Origin of the sequence: Streptomyces camelliae, assembly GCF_027625935.1 — a bacterium.
In the GTDB taxonomy this organism is placed as follows: domain Bacteria; phylum Actinomycetota; class Actinomycetes; order Streptomycetales; family Streptomycetaceae; genus Streptomyces; species Streptomyces camelliae.
Map to the genome: position 1 here is coordinate 420,353 of NZ_CP115300.1, position 20,416 is coordinate 440,768.

Sequence of the window (20,416 nt, forward strand, 5' to 3'; positions counted from 1 at the left end):
CCAGGCGACGTCTCCCTGACGGCAAGGGCACCGACCGTCCCTGCCGTGGTCTTCTGCACAACGGTCCGTCCGCCAAGGTCAAGAGACCGCAGCAGGCCCGGCGAGTTGACGGCGTCGAACCCGGGCGCGGGCAGACCACCTTTGAAGGTGATCCGCATCACATCGTCTCGGAATGCGACACCTCCGGCTACGTGCGTCGCAAGGTTCGTCCGCGACAACACGCCTGCTCAAGAACCGCGCCGACCTCGTCCACGTCAAGCACTACCTCGGGCAGATCTCCGACGAGATGGCCCCCGCCCGGCCTGAACAGCGCCCTCACCGCTCTCTGGGTCACCTGCCCGGCGCCTCCGAGCCCGGCATCGTGCTGTCCGGTGCCGGCCTCGTCCACGGGCACCGCAGACGCGAACAGTGGCGGATGCTCGCTGAGGGTGCGCCCGACAGCGCGACCGCCGACTACCTGCACGAGGTCTTCGAGTGCACTGCCCACGCGATCGACGGCCCGGCGATGGCCGTGGAGGCCGCCGACCTACTGGAGGAGACCCTCGCCCTCGACCTGCGCAGGCCCAGGACTACTTCGGCCACGGCTGGGCCACCGCTTTCCAGGCCCTGGACCTGGCCGACCAGACCACCAACTCGACGGAGGCGAGGCAGCGTGACATCGACGCCTGCCTCCACCGCGGCCGCCATCGCCGCCCGGCGTCGGCAGACCCGGGACAAACTCACCCAGGTCGAAAAGGCACTCGATCAACTCCGCGGCGAACGCGGCCGGGTGACCGTCCGGGCCGCCGCCGAGCGGGCCGGCGTCTCCGCGACGTTGCTCTACGAGAACGCCGAGGTTCGCGCACTCGCCCAGCAGGCCACGGCCGACCACCGCAAACGGCAGGTACAGGACGCCCAGGACGTGCACGAGCCGATCGAGGCGTCCTCGCGCGAGCGCGCACTCAATGCCAGATCCGCGACGCCTGACAGGCGGTCCCCGGCGAGTCCGCCCACCAGCTCGTGCCGAGAACACCAATCTCAAGCGCCGCGTCCAGAAGCTCACTCAGGGACACCGCACGCTGCACCCGACCTCGAAGCCCAGCATCTCGAACAGGCACCGTCATGACCTCCGCCCACCTCGGCCCCGGAGACCAACGTGATCATTTCGTCGATCTCGGCGTTAGCGCTGGAACCCTTCCCCACGATCAAACCGGGGGACGACCTGGCTGAGGCTTTTCCGATGGGCGCCCGCTCCGGCAGGACGACGGCCCTGCCGAACACGGACATGACACAGGCCGCCGCCTCAGCGGCGGCGGCCTTGTGGCGGTGCGATGTCACATCACCCCGCCACAGCCAGGGCTACGGCTTGCGAGCCACGCCACCGAAGTTGTCGACTTCAGCCGGTTCTTCAGTGCCATTCGACGCGGAGCGCCACCGAGACGTCGAAACCAGGCCGGGCTCCAGCAGGTCCAGGCCGTCGAAGAATCGGGCGAGTTGTTCCGGGCTGCGGTTGACGCGAGGGTTGTCGCTCGCCTCGTTCCACTGCTCGACCATGGCGCGCTGCTGCTCGGGGTGGATGACGTCGGTACTGTCGCAGAACACGAGGTAGCTGCCGGACGGCAGGGCGTCGACGAGCCGGTCCACGATGCCGTACACAGAGTCGTCCGTGACGTGTGCCGCAATACCCAGCAGGATCAACGCCACAGGCTGCGTGAAGTCCAGTGTCTTGGCGGCCTGTTCGAGGATTCCCTCCGGGTTGCGCAGATCGGCGTCGATGTAGTCCGTCACGCCCTCGGGTGTGCTGGTGAGCAGCGCCTCCGCGTGCACCAGGACGACCGGGTCGTGATCGACATAGACGATCCGCGCCTCGGGCAGCAGACGCTGGGCGACCTCGTGGGTGTTGTCCGCGGTGGGCAGGCCGGTGCCCACGTCGAGAAACTGGCGGATGCCGGCTTCGCGGACGAGGTACTCCACCGCTCGAACGAGGAACGCCCGCTGTGCCCGGGCAGTGTCGAGAATCCCCGGGTTGGCCGCGGCGATCTGGTCACCGACCTGCCGGTCGATCTCGTAGCAGTCTTTGCCGCCCAGCCAGTAGTTCCAGATGCGGGCAGAGTGCGGCACGCTGCTGTTGATGGGCGGGCGTTCAATCGACACAGGGGGCTCCCCGGGTTGGCCAGTTGTCGCTTCCCAACTTAGAGGCTTGTAGCGCCCTTCGCCCCTGAAGATTGGATCTTCAATGGCGATGCGGCCATGCCGATCGTCAATGGGCCCCGAATCACGCGGAGTCGAGTTGCTGGAGTCCGGGCGATCGGGGGGTCGTCCTCAGCAAAAGATCTTCATGAGGTTGTCTCGCGCCGTTCCTGTCAGTTGCACCACTCGCTTGCCGGCCACAGCCGTGGAGGCACGCGACTCCCTGATACCGCCGCCATGGCCGTCTTGCGCCGGCCGACCGGCGGCGGACCGGTGTTGGCACCCCCTTGATCGCGCGGATGTGGGAGCCGTCCGCGCATGCGCGGGACCAGTCGAGTTCGCCGGCCGCGTTCGGTTCGGCGAGCAGGATGCGGTGCGGCTGGTCGAAGACCCCGGCCTGCTGCTACCGCTCCAGGCGGCGCCAGCAGGTCTGTCCGGAGCCGAACCCCAGCTCCAGCGGCGGCAGTTGGCTATGTCGTCGTAGAGGACGTAGAGGATGCCCTGGAGACAGAGTCGGTCTGCCACCGGCCGTGGCCCCGGCGACCGCTCGGGCCAGGGCGGCAGCAGCGGTTCGATCAGCGCCCACAAGTCGTCGTCCACGATCCACGGCCGAGTGCTCACACCGCCACGAACGGCGGAAGCATCGGACCAGTCACGCGCGGCCAGGACATCCCAACAAGATCGTGTTACGAGCTCTGAGGATGAAGTCTTCGGCAGATAAAGGACAGTGACAACGGGTATTGTTCGACTCATCCCCTGCTCTGCGCACCTCTGCGCCCCCTCTGTCCCCTGCACCCCCTGTGTCCTCGCGATTAAATGATCGCGTCGACGGTAGGGATGACGCTGTTCAGAGGAGGACCACCGGCAGCGGAGGGAAGGTCTTCGGCAGTGCGCGCGAGACTGCGGGAGCGGTTGCGGTACTGGTTCGACGGGACGATGGACCGAGGGACGCAGGCCTTGATCGGCTGGCTGGTTCTGGCCTCCGTCGTGTTGATCGTCCTGGTGACGTGTCTGGTGGTTGCGTTCACCGACGAGGACACCGAGAAGCACGGCGGCTGGCTGGGCGTGGCCTGGATGACCCTGCTGCGCACGCTCGATCCCGGCACGATGGGCGGGGATACCGGAGCTCCGCTGTTCCTCGGTCTCATGCTGGCCGCGACCGTCGGCGGGATCTTCATCGTCAGCGCACTCATCGGTGTGCTGACCACCGGCCTGGAGGCCCGGATCCACGAACTGCGACGGGGCAAGTCCCGGCTGATCGAGCGCGGGCACACCGTTGTGCTCGGCTGGTCGGAACAAGTCTTCACAGTGATCGCGGAGTTGGTCGAGGCCAACCAGAGCGAGCGGCGTTCGTGTGTCGTGATCCTCACCGAGCGCGACAAAGTCGAGATGGAGGACGAGATCCGCAGAAGGATCCCGGACACCGGACGCACGCGGGTGATCTGCCGCTGCGGCAGCCCACTTCATCGGGCGGATCTGGAACTGGTGAGCCTGGACGCAGCCAAGTCCATCATGGTGCTGCCGCCCGTCGGGGACGACGGGGACACCGATGTCATCAAGACTCTGCTGCTCCTGAGCAACCGGTCGTGGAACGGCCCGCGCCCGAACATCGTTGCGGCCGTGCGGAGGTCGACCAATCTGGCGGCGGCCCGCCTCGCCGCCGGCGAGGACGCCCTGGTGATCGACGTCGACGACATCGCCGTGCGCCTCATCGTCCAGTCGCACCGGCAGACGGGCCTGTCCACCGTCTTCAACGAAATGCTCAGCTTCGTCGGCAACGAGTTGTATCCCTATCCCGTAACCGGGCTGGCCGGCACCACGTATGGGGAGGCGCTCAACAGGTTCGACCTCGGCATCCCGGTCGGCCTGCGCAGGAAGGACGGTGTGTCCCTGGTCAACCCGCCGATGAACACGGTCATCGCCTGCGATGACGAGGTACTCGTCCTGGCCGAGGACGACCTGCTCATCCGGCTCGCAGACGCCCGGCCCACGATCGTCGGCTCGGCGATCACCTCCGCTCCCGGCCGGCCTCCGACACCCGACCGCACGCTCATGATCGGCTGGAACTCCCGCTCGGCAAAGATCATCACATTGCTGGACTGCCTGGTCGAGCCCGGATCGCTGATCGACATCGCGGCGACTCGACGCCCCGAGAACGACCTCCAGGAGCACTTGGAGAACCTCGCAGTGGGCTACAAACCCTGCGAACCCACCCTCCGGCCATCGCTGGAGTCCCTGGGACTGGACAACTACCGCAACATCATCGTCCTGACCGATGACGACATCGACCCCGAACAGGCCGATGACGACACCTTGGTGACGCTGCTTCACCTCCGTGACATCGCCATCCGGTACGGCAGTCCGTACTCGATCGTCACCGAGATGAACAACGACGCCAACCGCGAGATCGCCCAGGTCACCAAGGCGGACGACTTCATCGTCAGCACCAAGATAATCAGCCTTCTGCTGAGCCAACTCGTCGAGGACCGCCACCTCTACGCCGTATTCACCGATCTCTTCGATCCGGCGGGATCGGAGATCTACCTCAAGCCGGCCACCAATTACGTCTTCCCGGAAACACCAGCGAACTTCGCAACAGTCATCGAGGCAGCCCGGCAACAGGGAGAGACAGCCATCGGCTACCGGATCGCGCGGCGCAGCGATGAACCTCCGACCTACGGCATCTTCCTCAATCCCGCCAAGACCGCGCCGCTGTCCCTGAGCGAGGACGATGCCATCGTGGTACTCGCCGAGGACAGCCGCCCGGCCGTCAACATGCCCGCGGCCAGAGACGGACACGGCACGGGCGGCGCGGAGGCAGTACCGCCGTTCAGTCCCGGTCACGGACCGTCTGCACCGGGTCCTTCTTGAACACCCAGGGCATCTTGGGCTCCATCCCGGCGGACAACACCACCGTGATTCATCGCTTCTTTACCCTGGGGAGAGCTGTTGTGCGGACCCATGCTGGATCGGGGTTGGTGTGCGGTTGGCCGTCCACGACGACAGTCGGCACGGTCTCATTGCCGTCGTTGGCTGCCCTGACCGCTGCCGCTCCAGCCGGGTCACGCCAGATGTTGACCCAATACAACTGGCGGGCGCTACGGCCCAACCGGATGCGCAGACGCAGACAGTACGTGCAGCCCGGCCGCCAGAAGACGACCGGTCGGCCGTCGACCGAGCTACGGCGTTGTGCCTCCAGCCCACCGATCGACCGCGGGAAAATCAGCGGCGAGTTCACGCTTGCAAGCAGCACGAACACCAGCAGGAGTGCTGCGGCTGTGCCGGGGCTCCCCCCGAAGAACAGCCCAGTCGCAGCGACTGAGCCGCACAGCGCAAGCAGCATCGGCAGGATCCAAGCGCGCATCATGGTGACGCAGGCTATCGGTGAGTCGGAATGGTCTTCGAACTGGGCCGCTCACCTGGGTTCGCCGGATCTGCCTGTCCGCGCGCGGGGACGAACTGGTTCGCGCTGATGGACGCGTTGCTGTGCGCGGACGGTCCGGTGAGGGCGCCGGTGGACCTGACGCTGGTGTCCCAGCACCGGCGCGGGTACAGCGCCGTGTACGACGCCTTGAACAGTGGGAACGTCGACGTGCCCCGGCTGCGCCAGGTGCTGGCCGGGCTGCCCATGCCGCAGGCCGCCGACGGGCGCCTGATCCTAGCGGTCGACATCGGCCACTGACTCCGCCCCGATGCACCGACCAGCCCGTACCGTCTCTTCTGTCACGTCTGCGGCCGCAGCGGCCGGTCCTCGGACCAGTTTGTGCCCGGCTGACCCTGCTCGTTCGTCACCGCCCTGGAATCAGGCCCGACTTCCTGGTGCCAGCTGCTGAACGCCGTCCGTCTCGGTCCGGCCGACAACGTCGCCGAGGTCACCGCAGCCCAGCTGGGCCGCGTGGTCGTCGACCTGATCGAGATCGGTCGCAGGCACTTCGGCGATCGCGACATCCTGATCGTCTTCGACCCCGGGTACGACGCCCCGCGTATGGCCCACCTCCTGCGCAGACTGCCGGTGGCGGTCCTCAGGCGGAAGCGCACGGACCGGGTGATACGCAAGCCGGTCCCGGCTCCGTGGATCTCCCCGCCGCAGGGCGGGCGACCCCCGGAGCATGGCAACGAGTTCCGCTTCGCCGATCCGGAGATATGGGGTGAGCCGGACACGTGGAGGGTGCACGGGGTCTGTGACGGGTGCATGCCAGAGCTGGATCAGGTGGCGTTCTCCGTGATCCCCGATGCCCGGGCCGGGATCGTCGGTGTGGCAGTACAGGCGCATGCGTACCCAGACACCGCCGTCGGCGGGGGGCGGCATCTCCAGGGGCGGTTCCTCTGCGGGCCTGGCGTCCCAGTCGGGTACTCGTCGCACGAGGTGCGGCTGGCGCGCTGCATGTCCGGCGGCGCGTTCGGCTTGCGGTCACTACTGTCCGCCTGCACTCGGCGCGGCCGCCCGCCGGCCCCATGGCTTGAAGACCGACAGGATGACGTTGGCGAGATACAGCAGGAGCGCGACGGCCGGAACGATCACCATGTTGTAGCGGATGAAACCCAGATCCATGGCTGAGATGGGGCCCACAGGATGCCGGGCCACGGCGTCGACCGCGTCGTGCAGTCTGGCGGTGAGGGCGAAAATCGAGGCCACCGTCGCCGCCAGGGTCAGCCAGAACTTGGCACTGACCCAGTAGTACCGAAACAGGCCCCACGACGTGCCGAGCGCCAGCACCACACCGCTGGCCAACGTGAGCAGGCTCAGCGGGATGATCAGAACATCCCCCAGCATTCCCATCGCCCGGTAGGCGGTGCGCAGGGTGTCGGCGTTGTTCGTCGCCAGCGCCGTCGTCGCGAGGGTGAGCAGGCAGAGCATCAGGGCCAGCCAGCTGACAGAAACGACCACATGCACGACGACCATGCTCTTACGGGCCTTCTGAGGCAACCGGTGGCCTGAGCGCCGTAGGGCGCCATGGCCGGCGGGCCTCGTCACCGTCGACGGTTCGGCGGAAGGGGGCATGTATGCCTCAATCAGGTCGGGATCACATGTACGCGGCCAGGCTCTTCCCCGCGACCGTCCGGAACGTCCGCCGGTGGGAGTAACTCCCGCTGCTCCGGCGGGAGTACGGTCGTAGCTTCGAGCGGTTCACCGGAGGATCTGTACGCCCCCGGGAGTACGTCGACGGCCTTCCTGCGCGGGACGTCCGGCAAGAACCGCTCTGTGAGGGTGAAGGCGCCGGGGCCAGGACTTGCGCTCCGTCGCCACCACAATCCTCGGGAGGGTCCGTCTCCGTGACCACTGCCACGCTCACTCGCACAAACGCCCATCGCCGGGACTTCGGCGTCCTGTCAGGTGTGCTGTACGCCTTGTTCTTCGTCGCCAGTATCGTCATCGCCGGGGCGCTGGGCCCGTCCGGCACGGTAACGCCGTACTCCAGCGACGCCGAAGTGCAGGCCTACCGGCTGAAGGATCCAGCCACGCTGGAGGATCTCTTCCGCATGCTCGGCCTGCTCCAGGGGCTGTCCGCTCTCGCGCTGCTGGCGTTCGTCCCCTGTCTGACCTCGTTCGTACGCAGGTATGGCAGCGATGTCCGGGCGGGCGTGGTCCGCGCGCTGGCCACCGTCGCCGGAGCGCTCCTTCTGCTCTCGGCGAGTACCAGCTGGGTTCTGGCGCAGATCGGCTCCAGGGCGGAGCTGTCCACGTATCGGGCCGTCTCAGATCTGTCCTTCATCACCGGTGCAGGCCCGGCCATCGCCGCCCTTGGCGTGGCGGTCTTCCTGGTCGCCGCGACAGGCCGCGCCATCCACGCCCTGCCCGCTTGGGTCGCCTGGAGCGGCATGATGATCGGGGCGGCCGGCGTGCTGTCGATGAGCTCGCTCGTCGCCGAAGGCGGCTCTGTGTTCATCCCGGTCGGCCGCTTCCTCGGCTTCGCCTGGTTCGTCGCCCTCAGCGTGGTGTTGTGGGGGCGCGGCCGGCGAGCGGATGATCTCAGCAGTACTGGCAAGCCGTAGCGTCCGTCGAAGACCCGGGCCAGGACGCACATCACCGCACGGATTCACCGGCCTACGGCACAAGCACACCTCAGGGGGGCCGGGTCACCGCCACCCTGCGATCTCGTGCCGGGCTGTACGACGAGCGGGCTTTGGCGCTGCCGCTCTCATAGCACGAATCCGTCGTGGCTTTCGTAGCGACACGCAGCCGACAGGGGGTGAGCAGGCGTCAGTAGATCATCCAGGAGGGCTAATGGTCATTCAATATGCCTGGTCTTCGAGGGGCTTCACATCCTGACGAGACAGCAGGCAGAGCCGTAAATACCTCGATCGGCCCCCTGTCGCGAGTCTTTCGATATGACCGATATGACAGGTGCGAGTACGTTTGGTCGCAGTCGGCTGACGAGCCGACATCTCCGAGATATCCAGACAGGAGAAGCGACATGAAGCTCGCTCGTTCCACCATGGTGACCGCAGGTGTCTCAGCCGCCGCAGCGCTCGCCGTGACCGGCATCACCTACGCCTCGGCGGCCCCCGCCCAGGCACCCCAGGCGGTCCCGGCCGCTGCCGCCCCGGCCGCCGCCCCGGCAGCCCCCCTCAGCAGCGACCCCGGACAGGGCAAGAGCAACAACAACGGCAACAACAACGAAGGGCAGGGCAAGGGCAACGAAGGCAAGGGCAACGAAGGCCGGCGCGAGGAAGGCAGGGGCCACGAGGAGCGCAGAGAGGAGGGCCGGATCGAGGTCAACGAGCGGTCCTACTCCGCCCACCCCGGTGACTGCATCACCGTCGTCAGCGGCCTGGGCGCCAAGACCCTGAACATCCGCAACGAAAGCCACAAGCGGGTAGAGGTCTTCCGCGGCGCGGTCTGCGACAACGGCGCCCCCATCGCCACCGTCGGCCCCCACAGCTCCAGCTTCGGCGTCGACGACCTCCACACCAAGGCCGTCCACGTCAAGGAAGGCGTCGTCGCCAGCTTCCGCGTCGTCTGCGACGAACGCGGCGAGCGCGGCGAGCGTGGCGAGGGCGGCGAGCGCGGCGAGGGCGGCGAGCGCGGCGAGGGCGGCTGGGGCGGCGAGGGCGGCTGGGACTGACCCGAAACCCACAGCACCACACGGGGCCCCGGCCCGCCGGAATCGGGCCGGGGACACCCCAACCCCATTGTCTGACAACCCACGCGCCATGCACGCACCACCGGCCCGGACACCAGAGGTCACACCCCTGGCGCCCGGGCCGGCGTCCTTCCTCCCATTGGCCGACCCACCTGGGGATATCCGCCCCGAACGCCTCCCGCGGGCACATCTCCCCGCACCCTCGGCACCCGTTTCCCTCCCGGCGATTCCCCACCCCCGAACGGGTGAGAAAGGGCGGAACCCGCTCGCCAGGAGGCCGGCCCGGGGCCCAGGGCACGTGCAACCAATCGGCCGGTTATACGGGGTTGTGGTGCGGCGCCTGTCGGACCAGGTGACTCCCCGGCTGGTCGACATCGGCACAGGAAAGCACGTGGTCGCAAAAGCAGCGACGCTGACCGAGAGGGGGCCCCGCAGCGATCACGCTGCACGCCATCGCACGCGGGATGGGTATGACCCCCAACGCCATCTACGGCTACTTCGCCACCCGGGCGGACAGCGACTTCCAGTGGTCCGACTGCGACTCCGCGCTCCTCGACGAGGTCCGCCCGGCCCTGCCCGGCCTCCCCCTGCCGCCGTTGCGCTCGCTCTGGGGCACATGCACGGCCTGGTGATGCTGGAGATCCACGGACACCTACGCGGCGGGACGAAGAGCACGGACAAGCTCGCCCGGGAGGAACTCGCCGGCCGCCGGCCGCCGGGATGGTGAAAGGTCTTGCGGCTGTGGGAGCACCCTTTTGTTGTCGTAGCGTTCGCAGGCGGGTGAAGTCCGGTCTCTTGACGCCTGCCTGGCCAAGCACGACCTGCTGGAATGCATGCACCTGGCCTCTGGCTGCGCCCCATCCCGGCCGAGGAGAGCTGGTACGCAGGGGACGCCCCCGGCTTCGTCCCCTACCTACGCCCACCTGCACTGGCCCTGGCAGTGCCAGACAGCGGGTCATCTGACGTGGATCTCGGCGAGCTGGAGGCGGTACTTGGTGGTCTCGTCGGCGGCCGACTTGCCGAGCTTCGTGGCCTTCAGGCGCACATAACGGCCGGTTGCTGAGGTGAGGGTGTAAATCTGGGCTGCGCTGCCGGGGTCGGGCTCGGCGGTGACGGTGCGCACGGTGGTGTAGGAGGTGGCGCCGTCAGCGCGGGTCTGGATCGTGAAGTCGACCGGGAAGCCGGCCGTGCCACCGTCGGCCGCCGGTGTGTCGGTCCGCGGGAAGAGGCGTACGGCATCGAGGTCGGTGTCGGCGCCGAGGTCGATCTCCACCCAGACGGGGTTGGGTGCAGCTCGGATGAAGTGATCGTTCGGGCAGGTTTCGTCAGGTCGTGGCTGAGCGCCATAGCCAGCGGAGCGCATCGGGGAGTAGGACTCCGCCGTGGTTGGGGCTGTGGCCACCGTCGCCGAGGACGAGACGGAAGTCGTAGCCTGCTTCCGCGAGAGCGGCTGCCACACGCAGATTGCTGGCGAGCCAGTTCCTTTCGGGCCCGTTCCAGTTGAGGTCGCGGTGGCCTGCTTGCATGAAGATGCGCAGTGGTTTGCGGGGGGCGTTGGGGATCAGGGCAGGGTACGGGTTTCCGTTCGGCATCTGCGTGAAGCTGGAGAGGTAGCAGATGACTCGCCGGAACTTGTCCGGGCGCATCCACGCAGCCGTGAAGGCGCAGTTGCCGCCGCTGCTGCCACCGCAGATGCCCCATTGGCCGGCGTCCTCGGCGATCGAGTAGCGCCGTGTGACCTCGGGGATGATCTCAGTCAGGAGAAAGGTGACGTAACGGTCGTCGAACGCGTCGTACTCGGCGTTGCGGTTCTTCGATTGTTCGGCGTTCTTGAGGACGCCGGGATCGACGAAGACGCCGATAGTGACCGGGATCTCGCCACGGTGGATGAGGTTGTCCAACACGATGGCCCCGCGGACCTCCCCGTCCGGGTCCAGGTACCACCATCCGTCCTGGAACACCATCAGCGACGCGGGTTCGCAGGGGTCGTATTGCGCGGGCACGTGAACCCAGTACCGCCTCGTGGTGCCGGGGTAGATCGTACTCTCGCACCAGTCGAACTCCACGGTCGAGCCTGCGGGGACGCCCGGCTGTATATCCGAATCGGGCCCGTAGGCGTAGCGAACGTCTTGCTGGTCGATGGGGAGCGGACGAAAGGGCAGCTCGATGGTCACGTCCGCACCCTAGAGATGCTGTCCGATCGTCTCAAAGGGATTGTGTGCGGTTTGTTCGCAGCGACGGCCGCGATCAAGAGGTGAGGGCGTAAGTTCGCTGGTCGGGGGTGGGGTAGAGGCGTTCGTGCTCGCGGGCGGCATGGTATCGCCAGTAGGGGTCGAGGTCGCCGTTGGAGACGACGGCACGCAGTCGCAGGACGGCTTCGGCTCCGGGAAGGCCCCAGCGGGCGCCGGTGATGCCGAGGCGGTCGGCGATCAGGTGGCGGCAGGCACCCTCCACCGCGCCGGTGGCGATCGGCCACCCGTTGTTGAGCGCGGTGTCGTAGTGAAGCTGGTCGAGATGCCCGGTCAGGTAGCGTTCGCAGGCGTCAACGGACTCGCGGCGGGAGGCCGGCAGGTGCTCCCGCTCCGCCTGGCCGGTCATCTCGGCGGCGACCCGGGCGGCGTGGCCTGCCAGGATCGAGGTCAGAGGGCCGGCTGCCCAGGACTCGGCCTCGGTGGTGCCGGGTTTGTGGAAGGCGTGGGCGGCGGCCCAGACGTACTCGGCAACGTGCACGAAGTCCAGCAGAACGTGGACCGTGACGCCGCGTCGGCCGGTCTCAGCTGCGATCAGGTCGAGCTGGTGACGGGCGCCGTCGACCACGACGACCCATGGCCGCAGGTGCTTCGGGTCGCGAGCCTCGGCCTGGTCGAAGGCATCGGCGATGACCTGCTCGGGTGGGCGGACCAGCGAAGCAGTGCACCACTTGCTCTGTGCCCTCGGCCCCGGACGGGCCGGGCGTTCCCCGCTTCGGCCGCCGGGCGGGTGGATCACATCATGCGGGCGCCTGGGTACCGGACGGGTATCGAAGACGCAGGCCACGGTCGCCATCCGCTCCCGGTTCGGCTTCTCGCCCGGCGCGAGCCGAGCGCGGTGGCCACCGGCAGCTTTCTCGGCGGCCCGACGGGTCGCCTCCCGCAGGGCCGCCGGGCGCACGACCACGCCCTTGCCGTCCACCTGGACCACCAGTGGCATCTCGCGGCTGCACGGGACCGGGATCATGGTCCGGTAGAAGCTGTCGACGTCGACCGCGGCGGCGACCACGAGCTCTTCGAGTCTGCGCTTGCCGAGCACGTTCCCGCAGCGGCGTGTCACTGCATCGTGGGCCTGGTCGAACGAGCCGCGGACGGCTTCGGTCACCGCGAGCCGTCGTAATCCCGTCGAGTGCCGGCCCACCGGCAGCGACAGCACAGCGTCGGCACGGTGGACGTTGCTCACACCCTGGCCCCGGTGGGCGACCCGGGTGACCCGGACCATTCCGAACACGCTGGCCAGCCAGCGCGGGTGCCCGGTTTCGCGCCAGGGCCGCACCTGGCCTTCCGGCCCCACCACGACCTGCCGGGCACCGGAACGCATCTGCTCCTCCTCCCGCATCGCGCGCAGGTCGAGGTGATCCTGCAGCAGCAGGCGAAGCAGTTCCCGCCCCGCCAGGTCGAGGTATTCCTCCAGGTCAGTGTGGGTCCACGTGCCCGCATCGCTGCCCGACAGGATGGTGGTCAGCGACTCGAAGGCGCTGAGGGAGTCAGCAAAGGGGTCAGCGGTGGCATGCGTGTCGTACGGTGTCATCTCCAGGGCTCTTCCCGTCCAGCATCGATTGGGTCGCACCTTCGAATGTAGGCGCGGAAGAGCCCTGTTATTAACGGGAGTTGGGCGAAACGCCACCTCGGCGCCGGGCCGGGGTGAACAGGCCGGGGACATCCTCGTCCAGCCAGCCCCATTCCACCAGCCGCTTCAACTTCGACCGGGTGCCCTCGATCTTCCCCGTATCGGCGGGCAGCCCGATCCTGGGCACGATCTGCTTGGCGCGGACCGGCCCCGGCGCGTCCGCCACCACCTCCATGATGTCCCGATACACCTGCAGCAGGACCTCCGTCCCCATCCCGGGCTGCCAGTTCGGCACCGTCAGCACCCCGATGACCTGCCGCTCGGCCCCCGCATACGCAGACGCCACTTAATCACCCACGCTCGGCCGGGCGCTATCCACCGCGACCGCCGACTTCTCCGGGGTCATCTCCGCGAGGACCTCGGCGATCGTCTCCCGCGCGATCCGCAACCGCTCCAGGCTCTCCCGTGCCAGTTCCAGCTTCCCGGACAGCTCGGCGACCTCGGCTTCCAGCTCCTCCACCCGAACCCGGGCAGCTGCTTCGCGTGCTTCCAACTCCTCGAACAGCGAACCCATCCGCCACCCCCTCCACCACCACGGTAGAGACGAGCGGCCCCAAGTACAGCCCCGCTCAGCGTTCCTCCAGCTCAACCCTTCCCTTCAGAGGAACCGCACCCGACGGGGTTCGTGCTGAGGTCCGGGGAAGGGAAGTCGTCGCTGGTGTGTTCCTTGACGCCGGCCACGCTGGTCAGGAGGCCGTCGGTCAGCCGGCTCCGGCCCCAGTCTCCGTTCTCCAGGCTGCTGTTGCTGGAAACGGGCCTGCCCAGGGCGACATCGTCAAGCCGGCCCGCGCCGGTGAATGTCCAGCTGCCCGGGATGGTGCCGCTTCCGCTGAGGCCGACCCAGAATCCGGTCTGCTGGTCGCCGCCGCGGCAGGTGGCGGCCGGCTGGGTCCAGTTCACCGAGACCGAGGTGCAGGTTCCGTTGATGGCCGAGTAGCCGGAGCCGAAGTTGTAGGGGGGCTTGGCAGCCGCGGTGCTGGTTGTGGCCGCGCTCGTTGAGGCGTTGGCCAGGCCTGCCATCGCGCCCAGGAGAACGAACGCCGCCCCGCCGCTGACCGCCGCGAGCCGACAGGGGTGGTGGCGACCTCGGTGTTTTGTGGTCAAGGGATGTGGTCCTTCGATCGATGACTGTGACAGGCGGGTCAACACGACGGTGTCGACCCGGTCCCCGTGAAGTGGTCGCGATGCGGCACAAGGTTGCCGCGAAGGGTGCGAACCGAAGTCGCGTCGGACGCCAAGTCGCCATCGGCTCACCGGAGTTGCGGAAGACGTTCGTCACGCGTCGGCGGCTCAGGTCGGCGGCGAACAGTGTGGTCGTGGTCGACGAGGACGTGCCCATCAGCCGGCCAGAGTGGGAGGTGACCTGGGTGAAGGCAAGCGCGGGCACGTCACCGCCCAGCACACCGGCACCGACGAGTCATGCACCCTCACCGGCAGCCCCGCCCCCATCCCGGACAACGACCACGCCGCCCACCGCCAGGTCCTCCATGACCGCGTCCGACAGGGCGGGGCCGCAGAGGCCACCTGACGGAAGCGAGTGCCTGTCCCCCAACGCGGCGTTGTGGCACAGGCACCCTCGGCCCGGCCGTGCCAAGATGCCGACCAGCCCCCCTACGACGGCTCATCGACGCCCTCGCCTGCCTCCCGCCACACGCGCGGGCTTGAGGATCTCGTCGACACGTGCCACACCCAGGTGCCGATGGGCCAGCGCCAGGAGCATCCGGTAGCGGTCACCCACCAGCCATATCGACAGGGAGAAGTGCGCGAGCGCCCGCTCGGCCGGCTCCGTCACCGGTGCTTCGACCGCCACGGCTGCCTGGAGAGCCTCAGCGGCCTCCTCGGCCAGCGCCTCCAGGAGCGCCGCCCGTCCTGGAAAGTGCCTGAAATGAGTGCGCCTGACGACACCGGAGGCGCGAGGCGCGAGCCAGCTGCTCCAGGGTGATGTCGGCGTTGCGTCCGAGTTCCTGACGTGCGGTGGCCAGGGTGCCCGGTTGGACCGCGCGTTGCGTCGCTGCGGCACGCGACCTACGGGCTGGGACACGGAACAACCTCGATGCAGGCACATGGCAGAACGGGCATCTCCCTTCTGGCACCCGCGCCGCGGCCCGATCCGTGGCCGCATCCACGGATCAGGCAGTCCTGATCGGGCGGGAAGCTCCTTGATGCCGGACGGCTCCCGCTGCTCGATCCCGTTGAAGCCGCAGCGGAAGTCCCTGAGGGCGGGGTGGGCGGCCCGGCGCGAGCACATGATGGAGCGCAGCGGGCGGGAGGCCATGGTGGCCGCGGCGACCAAGCTGCTCACCGAGGGCGGACTCGAAGGCCGTCACGCACCAGGCGGTGGCCGCCCGAGCCGGGGCGGCCGGGCCACGCGGTATGCCGCCACTGGCCCGACCCGTTCGGTGTCCGCCTGGCCGCGCTGGAGGGCATGATGCCGCCGCTGCCACCGGCGCAGGCGCAGGCGCGTGGCGAGTCGTTCGCCGAGCTGGTCCACGCCTGCGCCGGCTCGGCGAACGACTCGACGGCGCCCAGGCCTGGAGCCGTCCTCGCCACCGTCCTGGGCGGGGCTGAGAACGACGGCGTCATGCAATACCTGCGGCAGACGCTCGTGACCCAGATCGTCGACGCACGGCTACGGCGCCGACATCGTGGCCGAGATGTTCGCCATGACCACCATCAGCTCCCTCGTGTACCAGCGCTTCCTCGTGGGCTCGACGCTCAGCCCGGACACGGTGGACGCGGTGGTGCAGCATGGAGTCCAGCGAACGGTTGGGCCTTCGCAAGTGGGAGATCGAGCGAACGATGTCGTGGCTGTCCGGCTACCGCAGCCGAGAAACAGCCACGGCACACCTCAATGTCCGCTTGCCCGGGGCACAAAGCCAGGTCAGTGGCACGCACCTGTTCCTGGAGATCCAGGCCCGAGGCTGCCGGAGCCGATGGCGCCGGCGCCCGGTGGTCCTGCGGAGGTCGTCGCATCCTGGCGGGCCACGGCCCCCGGCAAGGTGAGCACGGCCCCGCCGACCACGGCGTTCCTCACTGTCCGCGTTCACCCCGCGATGCGCTGGTGTGGGCGAAGCGACCCCCGGTGTTATTCAATGAGGTGTGCGATCAGGGATCTCGGGGCCCCGTCGCACGAGTCCGAGTACGGCCCCGGCACTGCGCCGGGGATTGCCGAGAGAGCCGCATGGACTCCACACCCTCGCACTCGTCCTCTTCGGCGTTCGACATGGTCAGCAGCGCCCTGGGGCGTTACATCCCACGCGGCGGGGCGGCAGCGGCCGCCGGTCCTGCCGACGCGCAGGGCGACCGCACCGCCCGCCAACGCGTAGTCGACAACGCGGCGGCCGGCCGTCAGGATCAGATTCTCGGCGCGGTCAACCTGGACAGGGATCTGAGAATCACCCGCTGCAATCTGGACGCCCCCGTATTCGCGGGTCTGGACGCCGTGGCCGGGAGTCCTTTCGTCGATCTCCTGCCCCCCGGGGACGTACCGACAGTCACACGACGGTTGCGGCAGGTCCTGGAGACCGGTGAGGCACACGTCGCGCGGATCCAGCGCCTGCGGCGCGGCGACGGGTCGGAGCTGGTGGTCTCGATGAGCATCCTGCCCGCCGCGGTGCCCCAGGAGGGCCTCACCGTCTCCGTGATCGCCATGGCCACGAGGCTGCACCTGTACGCCTCCGAGACCGCGATCGGCACCTCGCTGGACATCGGCGAGACCGCGCAGTCGCTGGCACAGTCCCTGCTGGCTTGGGGAGACGTGGCCGCCGTCGACCTCGACTTCGCCGTGTGGACGGGCGAGGGAGTCACCGGGCAGGGACAGGGGCGCATCCGGCTACGGCGGGCGGCCCTGGTGCCGGACCGGGCATGGCCCGAGGGCTACGTGACTCCGGGCGACGATCTTCCCAGCGACGCGAGTCGCCTGCTGGCGCAGGCGGTACGGCGGGACGACGCACCGCAGGCCATCGTCATACCCGACCGGGAGGCGGTCGAGCGGGTGCTCGGCAGCCCGCGAGTGATGCGTGCCCTGGTGCCCGGTGACCGGTCGGCAGGTGTGGCGTGCATACCGCTCGTCCTGGACGGCACGCCGCCCGTCGTGCTGGGCGTGGCGGAGGTCTGGCGGCGGGCGGACTGCCCCTTCCGCGACAGCGAGCTGTTCGACCTGCAGGAACTGGTGGCCAGGACCGCCCACCACGTCGACCTGGCCCGTCAGCACCAGCGCGAGCACACGCAGGTGCTGGCGCTGCAGCGCCGGCTGCTGCCCCGGACCGGCGGCGACACGATCGAGATCGCCAGCGTCTACCAGCCCGCCACGCCCGACAGCGCGGGCGTCGGCGGCGACTGGGTGAACAGCTTTCCGCTGCCGGACGGCCGTACCGCGCTGGTGGTCGGTGACGTCGTCGGGCACGGCCTGGGAGCCGCGGCGACCATGGGCCAGCTGAGCATGGAGGCCCGCGCGCTGCTGTCTGCGGGGCTCGCGCCCGACGAGGTCCTGGAGCACCTGGACGAGACCGTGACGCTGCTGGACGACGCGGATTCCGGGCTGGCGGCCGGCTACAGCGCTCTCGGGTCGACCTGCTGCATCGCCCTCTACGACCCCGTCAGCCATCATGTGGCGCTGTCCAGCGCCGGCCACCTCCCCCCGGTCCTGGTCTCGCCGGACGGGCACGCGGGCCCGCTCGCGATCCGCCCTCACCCCGGCCTGGGCGCCGAGTTCGCGCTGCGGGAGCCGTTCGACGTGCACACGTTCGGCGCACCCCCGGGCTCCCTGCTCGCTCTCTACACCGACGGCCTGGTGGAGGATCCGGCCGTGTCGATCGACGAGGGAATCGGCAGGCTGGCGGACACCCTGTCCAGGGTGCACCCCTGGGACGCCCTGCAGCAGGCCGCACGGCACGTCGCCTCCGCGCTGGCACCCGCGCGCCAGCGCGACGATGTGACCCTGCTGCTCGCGCGCATGATCGGCTACCGCAAGGGCGACACCGCGACCTGGCGGCTGCCCGCCCGCGACGACGCCCCCGCCCGTGCCCGCGCGCAGGTCTCCGCGCTGCTGCGGCAGTGGCGCACCAGGGAAGGCACCCAGGACAACGTGCTGCTGCTGGTCAGCGAGCTGGTCACGAACGCGGTGCGCTTCGCCACCGGTCCCATCACGGTACGGCTGATCAGGTCCGGTCGCGGCCTGTTGTGCGAGGTGGGCGACACGGGCAACGGCAGGCCACGTCTGAGCCCGGGCGGCCTCCTCGACGACGGCGGTCGTGGCCTGCACATCGTGCACAGGCTCACCACGCGGTGGGGGGTGCGGTGGACGGACACCGGCAAGGTGATCTGGGCGGAAGTCGCCAGGTGACGCGACTGCGGGGCGGGGGCGCGGCCGGCAGCATGGGAGCGCGGCGAGGGTACGGACGGCGTACCCGTCGTCACCCGGCGTCACCGACGGAACGGACGGTGGCCTCGGCGGTACCGGTGGCGTGACCGGTGATGCGGACGGCCCGTCCGCGGGTACGGGTGGCGCGGGCTCGCGCTACAGCCACTCCCCTTCCAGGGCGGTGGCGGTGAGGCCCGGTGCCGCCGCGTACAGGACGGCGCGACTGCCCGGCTTCTGCCCGGCGTCGTGCGCCCGTCGCATGATGTCGAACACGGCGGCGCCCCCGCGGTTGCCGCTGGTGTAGCTGTCCCGGCTGTAGTCCAGCAGCCCCGACGGCCACGCGTCGGGCATCGTCTGTTCCATGTACTCCAGCACCCGGGTCCCGCCGGGGTGCGCCAGCAGCACGTCGGGGTGCCAGGAGTCGGGGTCGTCCTGGTAGCGGACGCGCAGCCACTCCCACATCGCGGTGACGGTCTCCTGTACGGCGCGCGGCCCGCGCCGGTCCATCACGAAGTGGGTGCCGTCCGCCCGCGTCTCCAGGCGGTGCAGGTCTTGGGTGCCGGGCAGGGTGTGGTGCCAGGCGGAGTCCAGCCGCAGCACCGACTCGCGCCTCGGGCGGCCCGTGACCACTGCGGCGACCGCGGTGTCCGCAAACAGCAACCGGACGATCAGGGACTCAAGAGTGTGGTCCGCGGGCTGGTAGGTCGTGCTCAGCGCCTCCGCGATCACGACCAGGACCACCCGGTCGGGGTCCGCAGCCACGAGATCCGCCGCCAGCGCCAGGGATCGCGTTCCCGCTATACAGGCCCACTGCGTGGCCGGCAGCAACATCACGTCGTTGCGGAGCTGAAGCTTGTTGGCCAGGGCGATGTCCAGACCCGGCAGCGCCGGGGTGGTGGAGTGACTGGTGATCAGGCAGTCGATGTCTGCGGCATCCAGCCCGGCGATCTGCAGGGCCCCGCGCGCCGCACGCTCCCCGTAGGACTGCACGGCCTCCCAGGCCGGCGCGGTGCGCTCCTGGACGGTCTGCGGCCCGGGTATCGACTCAAGTGCGGCGATCACGCGGTCCACGTCCTGCTGGGTGAACCCGTCGCGTGCCAGCGCATCTTGGGCGGCCCCGGTGCCGACAGTCCGCAGGCCGCTGCCGTTGCCCGGCGCGACGACGGTCTCCAGCGGCAGCATCCACCCGCGGGTCTCGATGCCCGTACTGGCCGCGATGCCGTCGATCCGCGGCGCCCACGCCGCGTGCGGGTGCCGGTCGCGCACCTCCGCCACGATTTGGCTGGTCTCCACGGCGTGCTCGCCGTGTATCACGGCAGGAGGACAGAGGTAAGCGGCCATAGCGGGGCACCTTCCCAGGGGAGGAGGAATGTCATGAGTGCTGTGTCCTGGGTCACTTTGGACTTCGCACCCAAGAGGTTGCCGATGGGCTCCACTTCGGGAGTCGGCATCTGTTTCGAGCATGAACGCTAAATGGACATTTCCGCTGTGATGTAGACAACTTGGGCGACTCTTTGAGTGCGTGACACTGCACACACCGCCGAAACAGGAGGTCCTCAAAGCGGTTCCGCCAGCCTGATTTCCAACTCGGCTTCCAGGGTGGCGAATTCACGGTCGGTGTACCGGCAGCCGAGGGCGGAATGAAAGATCACCGGCCCGGAGGCGGCGTCGGCGGCGGCAGGCGGACCGCAGCGCCTCGATGACCGGCTCGGTGCGCGGGTGGCCGGGGGCCGCCCCGCCTGGCCCCGCCGGGTGGCGATGTCGTTGACGGTGGCCAGGCAGAGCCGGCCACCGTCGGTAGGAACGTAGATGAAGTCGCCGCACCAGCGGGCGTCACCGCGCTCGGGCCGGACCGGAAGTCGCACAGGACCAGGTCCGGGCGGGTGGTCGCGTGCGGGTCGGGGATGGTGGTGCGGTGTCG

General features: G+C 69.0%; 19 protein-coding genes and 3 pseudogenes. 9 read left to right on the top strand and 13 right to left on the bottom strand.

The features are described 5' to 3' along the window. Positions 1 to 10 precede the first annotated feature (10 nt). Positions 11 to 143 (bottom strand): annotated as a pseudogene (locus tag O1G22_RS02010) (2-phosphosulfolactate phosphatase); the annotation flags it as partial. Between the two features lie 29 nt (positions 144 to 172). Here O1G22_RS02010 and O1G22_RS02015 point away from each other — a divergent pair. Beyond that, positions 173 to 1,105: a DUF6262 family protein gene (locus tag O1G22_RS02015; protein WP_270079672.1), complete on the top strand. Its 933-nt coding sequence runs from the start codon at positions 173 to 175 to the stop codon at positions 1,103 to 1,105. 233 nt (positions 1,106 to 1,338) lie between these two features. Here the strand turns inward: O1G22_RS02015 and O1G22_RS02020 are convergent, their stop codons facing one another. Beyond that, positions 1,339 to 2,133 carry an SAM-dependent methyltransferase gene (locus tag O1G22_RS02020; protein ID WP_270079673.1) on the bottom strand — a complete coding sequence of 265 codons (795 nt, stop codon included), beginning with the start codon at positions 2,131 to 2,133 and terminating at the stop codon, positions 1,339 to 1,341. Positions 2,134 to 3,057: 924 nt separating this feature from the next. Between O1G22_RS02020 and O1G22_RS02025 the strand changes: the two genes are divergently transcribed. Next, the gene (locus tag O1G22_RS02025; RefSeq protein ID WP_270079674.1) at positions 3,058 to 5,040 is read left to right on the top strand and encodes a CASTOR/POLLUX-related putative ion channel; all 1,983 of its coding nucleotides are present in this window, start codon (positions 3,058 to 3,060) and stop codon (positions 5,038 to 5,040) included. Positions 5,041 to 5,089: 49 nt separating this feature from the next. Here the strand turns inward: O1G22_RS02025 and O1G22_RS02030 are convergent, their stop codons facing one another. Continuing rightward, positions 5,090 to 5,536, bottom strand: coding sequence for a glutaredoxin domain-containing protein (locus tag O1G22_RS02030; RefSeq protein ID WP_270079675.1), 447 nt, complete (start codon positions 5,534 to 5,536; stop codon positions 5,090 to 5,092). Between the two features lie 17 nt (positions 5,537 to 5,553). Here O1G22_RS02030 and O1G22_RS02035 point away from each other — a divergent pair. Then, positions 5,554 to 6,328, top strand: a pseudogene (locus O1G22_RS02035) (transposase); the annotation flags it as partial. A gap of 255 nt (positions 6,329 to 6,583) precedes the next feature. Here the strand turns inward: O1G22_RS02035 and O1G22_RS02040 are convergent. Then, entirely contained in the window at positions 6,584 to 7,072 is a 489-nt protein-coding gene (locus tag O1G22_RS02040) for a DUF2269 domain-containing protein (RefSeq protein ID WP_270079676.1), read from the bottom strand. 371 nt (positions 7,073 to 7,443) lie between these two features. Here O1G22_RS02040 and O1G22_RS02045 point away from each other — a divergent pair, with 371 nt between their 5' ends. The 3 genes from O1G22_RS02045 to O1G22_RS02055 all read left to right on the top strand — a co-directional run bounded on the left by O1G22_RS02045 (position 7,444) and on the right by O1G22_RS02055 (position 9,886). Next, a complete protein-coding gene (locus tag O1G22_RS02045; protein ID WP_270079677.1) occupies positions 7,444 to 8,163 on the top strand; it encodes a hypothetical protein in 720 nt (239 codons plus the stop codon). 422 nt (positions 8,164 to 8,585) lie between these two features. Beyond that, on the top strand, positions 8,586 to 9,236 hold the full coding sequence (locus tag O1G22_RS02050; RefSeq protein ID WP_270079678.1) for a hypothetical protein: 651 nt from the start codon (positions 8,586 to 8,588) through the stop codon (positions 9,234 to 9,236). 488 nt (positions 9,237 to 9,724) lie between these two features. Further along, the gene (locus O1G22_RS02055; protein ID WP_270079679.1) at positions 9,725 to 9,886 is read left to right on the top strand and encodes a hypothetical protein; all 162 of its coding nucleotides are present in this window, start codon (positions 9,725 to 9,727) and stop codon (positions 9,884 to 9,886) included. 323 nt (positions 9,887 to 10,209) lie between these two features. Here O1G22_RS02055 and O1G22_RS02060 read toward each other — a convergent pair whose 3' ends face one another. The 6 genes from O1G22_RS02060 to O1G22_RS02085 form a co-directional block, all read right to left on the bottom strand. Further along, positions 10,210 to 10,617, bottom strand: coding sequence for a discoidin domain-containing protein (locus O1G22_RS02060; protein WP_270079680.1), 408 nt, complete (start codon positions 10,615 to 10,617; stop codon positions 10,210 to 10,212). Further along, a complete protein-coding gene (locus O1G22_RS02065; RefSeq protein WP_270079681.1) occupies positions 10,580 to 11,428 on the bottom strand; it encodes an alpha/beta hydrolase in 849 nt (282 codons plus the stop codon). Before O1G22_RS02065 ends, O1G22_RS02060 begins: the two co-directional genes overlap by 38 nt. A 73-nt stretch (positions 11,429 to 11,501) precedes the next feature. Beyond that, positions 11,502 to 13,034, bottom strand: coding sequence for an ISKra4 family transposase (locus O1G22_RS02070; RefSeq protein ID WP_270079682.1), 1,533 nt, complete (start codon positions 13,032 to 13,034; stop codon positions 11,502 to 11,504). A gap of 70 nt (positions 13,035 to 13,104) precedes the next feature. Then, a complete protein-coding gene (locus O1G22_RS02075) occupies positions 13,105 to 13,419 on the bottom strand; it encodes a hypothetical protein (protein ID WP_270079683.1) in 315 nt (104 codons plus the stop codon). Next, complete coding sequence (locus tag O1G22_RS02080) at positions 13,420 to 13,647, bottom strand: hypothetical protein (RefSeq protein ID WP_270079684.1); 228 nt, start codon at positions 13,645 to 13,647, stop codon at positions 13,420 to 13,422. A 71-nt stretch (positions 13,648 to 13,718) separates the two neighbouring features. Next, complete coding sequence (locus O1G22_RS02085; RefSeq protein ID WP_270079685.1) at positions 13,719 to 14,153, bottom strand: hypothetical protein; 435 nt, start codon at positions 14,151 to 14,153, stop codon at positions 13,719 to 13,721. 331 nt (positions 14,154 to 14,484) lie between these two features. On the opposite strand from O1G22_RS02085, the gene O1G22_RS02090 reads away from it, so the two are divergent. Continuing rightward, on the top strand, positions 14,485 to 14,661 hold the full coding sequence (locus O1G22_RS02090) for a hypothetical protein (RefSeq protein ID WP_270079686.1): 177 nt from the start codon (positions 14,485 to 14,487) through the stop codon (positions 14,659 to 14,661). 120 nt (positions 14,662 to 14,781) lie between these two features. Here the strand turns inward: O1G22_RS02090 and O1G22_RS02095 are convergent. Continuing rightward, positions 14,782 to 15,174: pseudogene (locus tag O1G22_RS02095) on the bottom strand (TetR/AcrR family transcriptional regulator); the annotation flags it as partial. A 121-nt stretch (positions 15,175 to 15,295) separates the two neighbouring features. Between O1G22_RS02095 and O1G22_RS02100 the strand changes: the two are divergent. Together O1G22_RS02100 and O1G22_RS02105 are read left to right on the top strand one after the other, a co-directional pair. Further along, complete coding sequence (locus tag O1G22_RS02100) at positions 15,296 to 15,562, top strand: hypothetical protein (protein WP_270079687.1); 267 nt, start codon at positions 15,296 to 15,298, stop codon at positions 15,560 to 15,562. A gap of 752 nt (positions 15,563 to 16,314) precedes the next feature. After that, positions 16,315 to 18,477: an ATP-binding SpoIIE family protein phosphatase gene (locus tag O1G22_RS02105; protein WP_270079688.1), complete on the top strand. Its 2,163-nt coding sequence runs from the start codon at positions 16,315 to 16,317 to the stop codon at positions 18,475 to 18,477. 174 nt (positions 18,478 to 18,651) lie between these two features. On the opposite strand, the gene O1G22_RS02110 is transcribed toward O1G22_RS02105, so the two are convergent. After that, positions 18,652 to 19,836, bottom strand: coding sequence for a beta-ketoacyl-[acyl-carrier-protein] synthase family protein (locus O1G22_RS02110; RefSeq protein WP_270079689.1), 1,185 nt, complete (start codon positions 19,834 to 19,836; stop codon positions 18,652 to 18,654). Positions 19,837 to 20,051: 215 nt separating this feature from the next. Further along, positions 20,052 to 20,360 (bottom strand): hypothetical protein, encoded by a 309-nt coding sequence (locus tag O1G22_RS02115; RefSeq protein ID WP_270079690.1) that lies wholly within the window; start codon positions 20,358 to 20,360, stop codon positions 20,052 to 20,054. Positions 20,361 to 20,416: the final 56 nt, after the last annotated feature.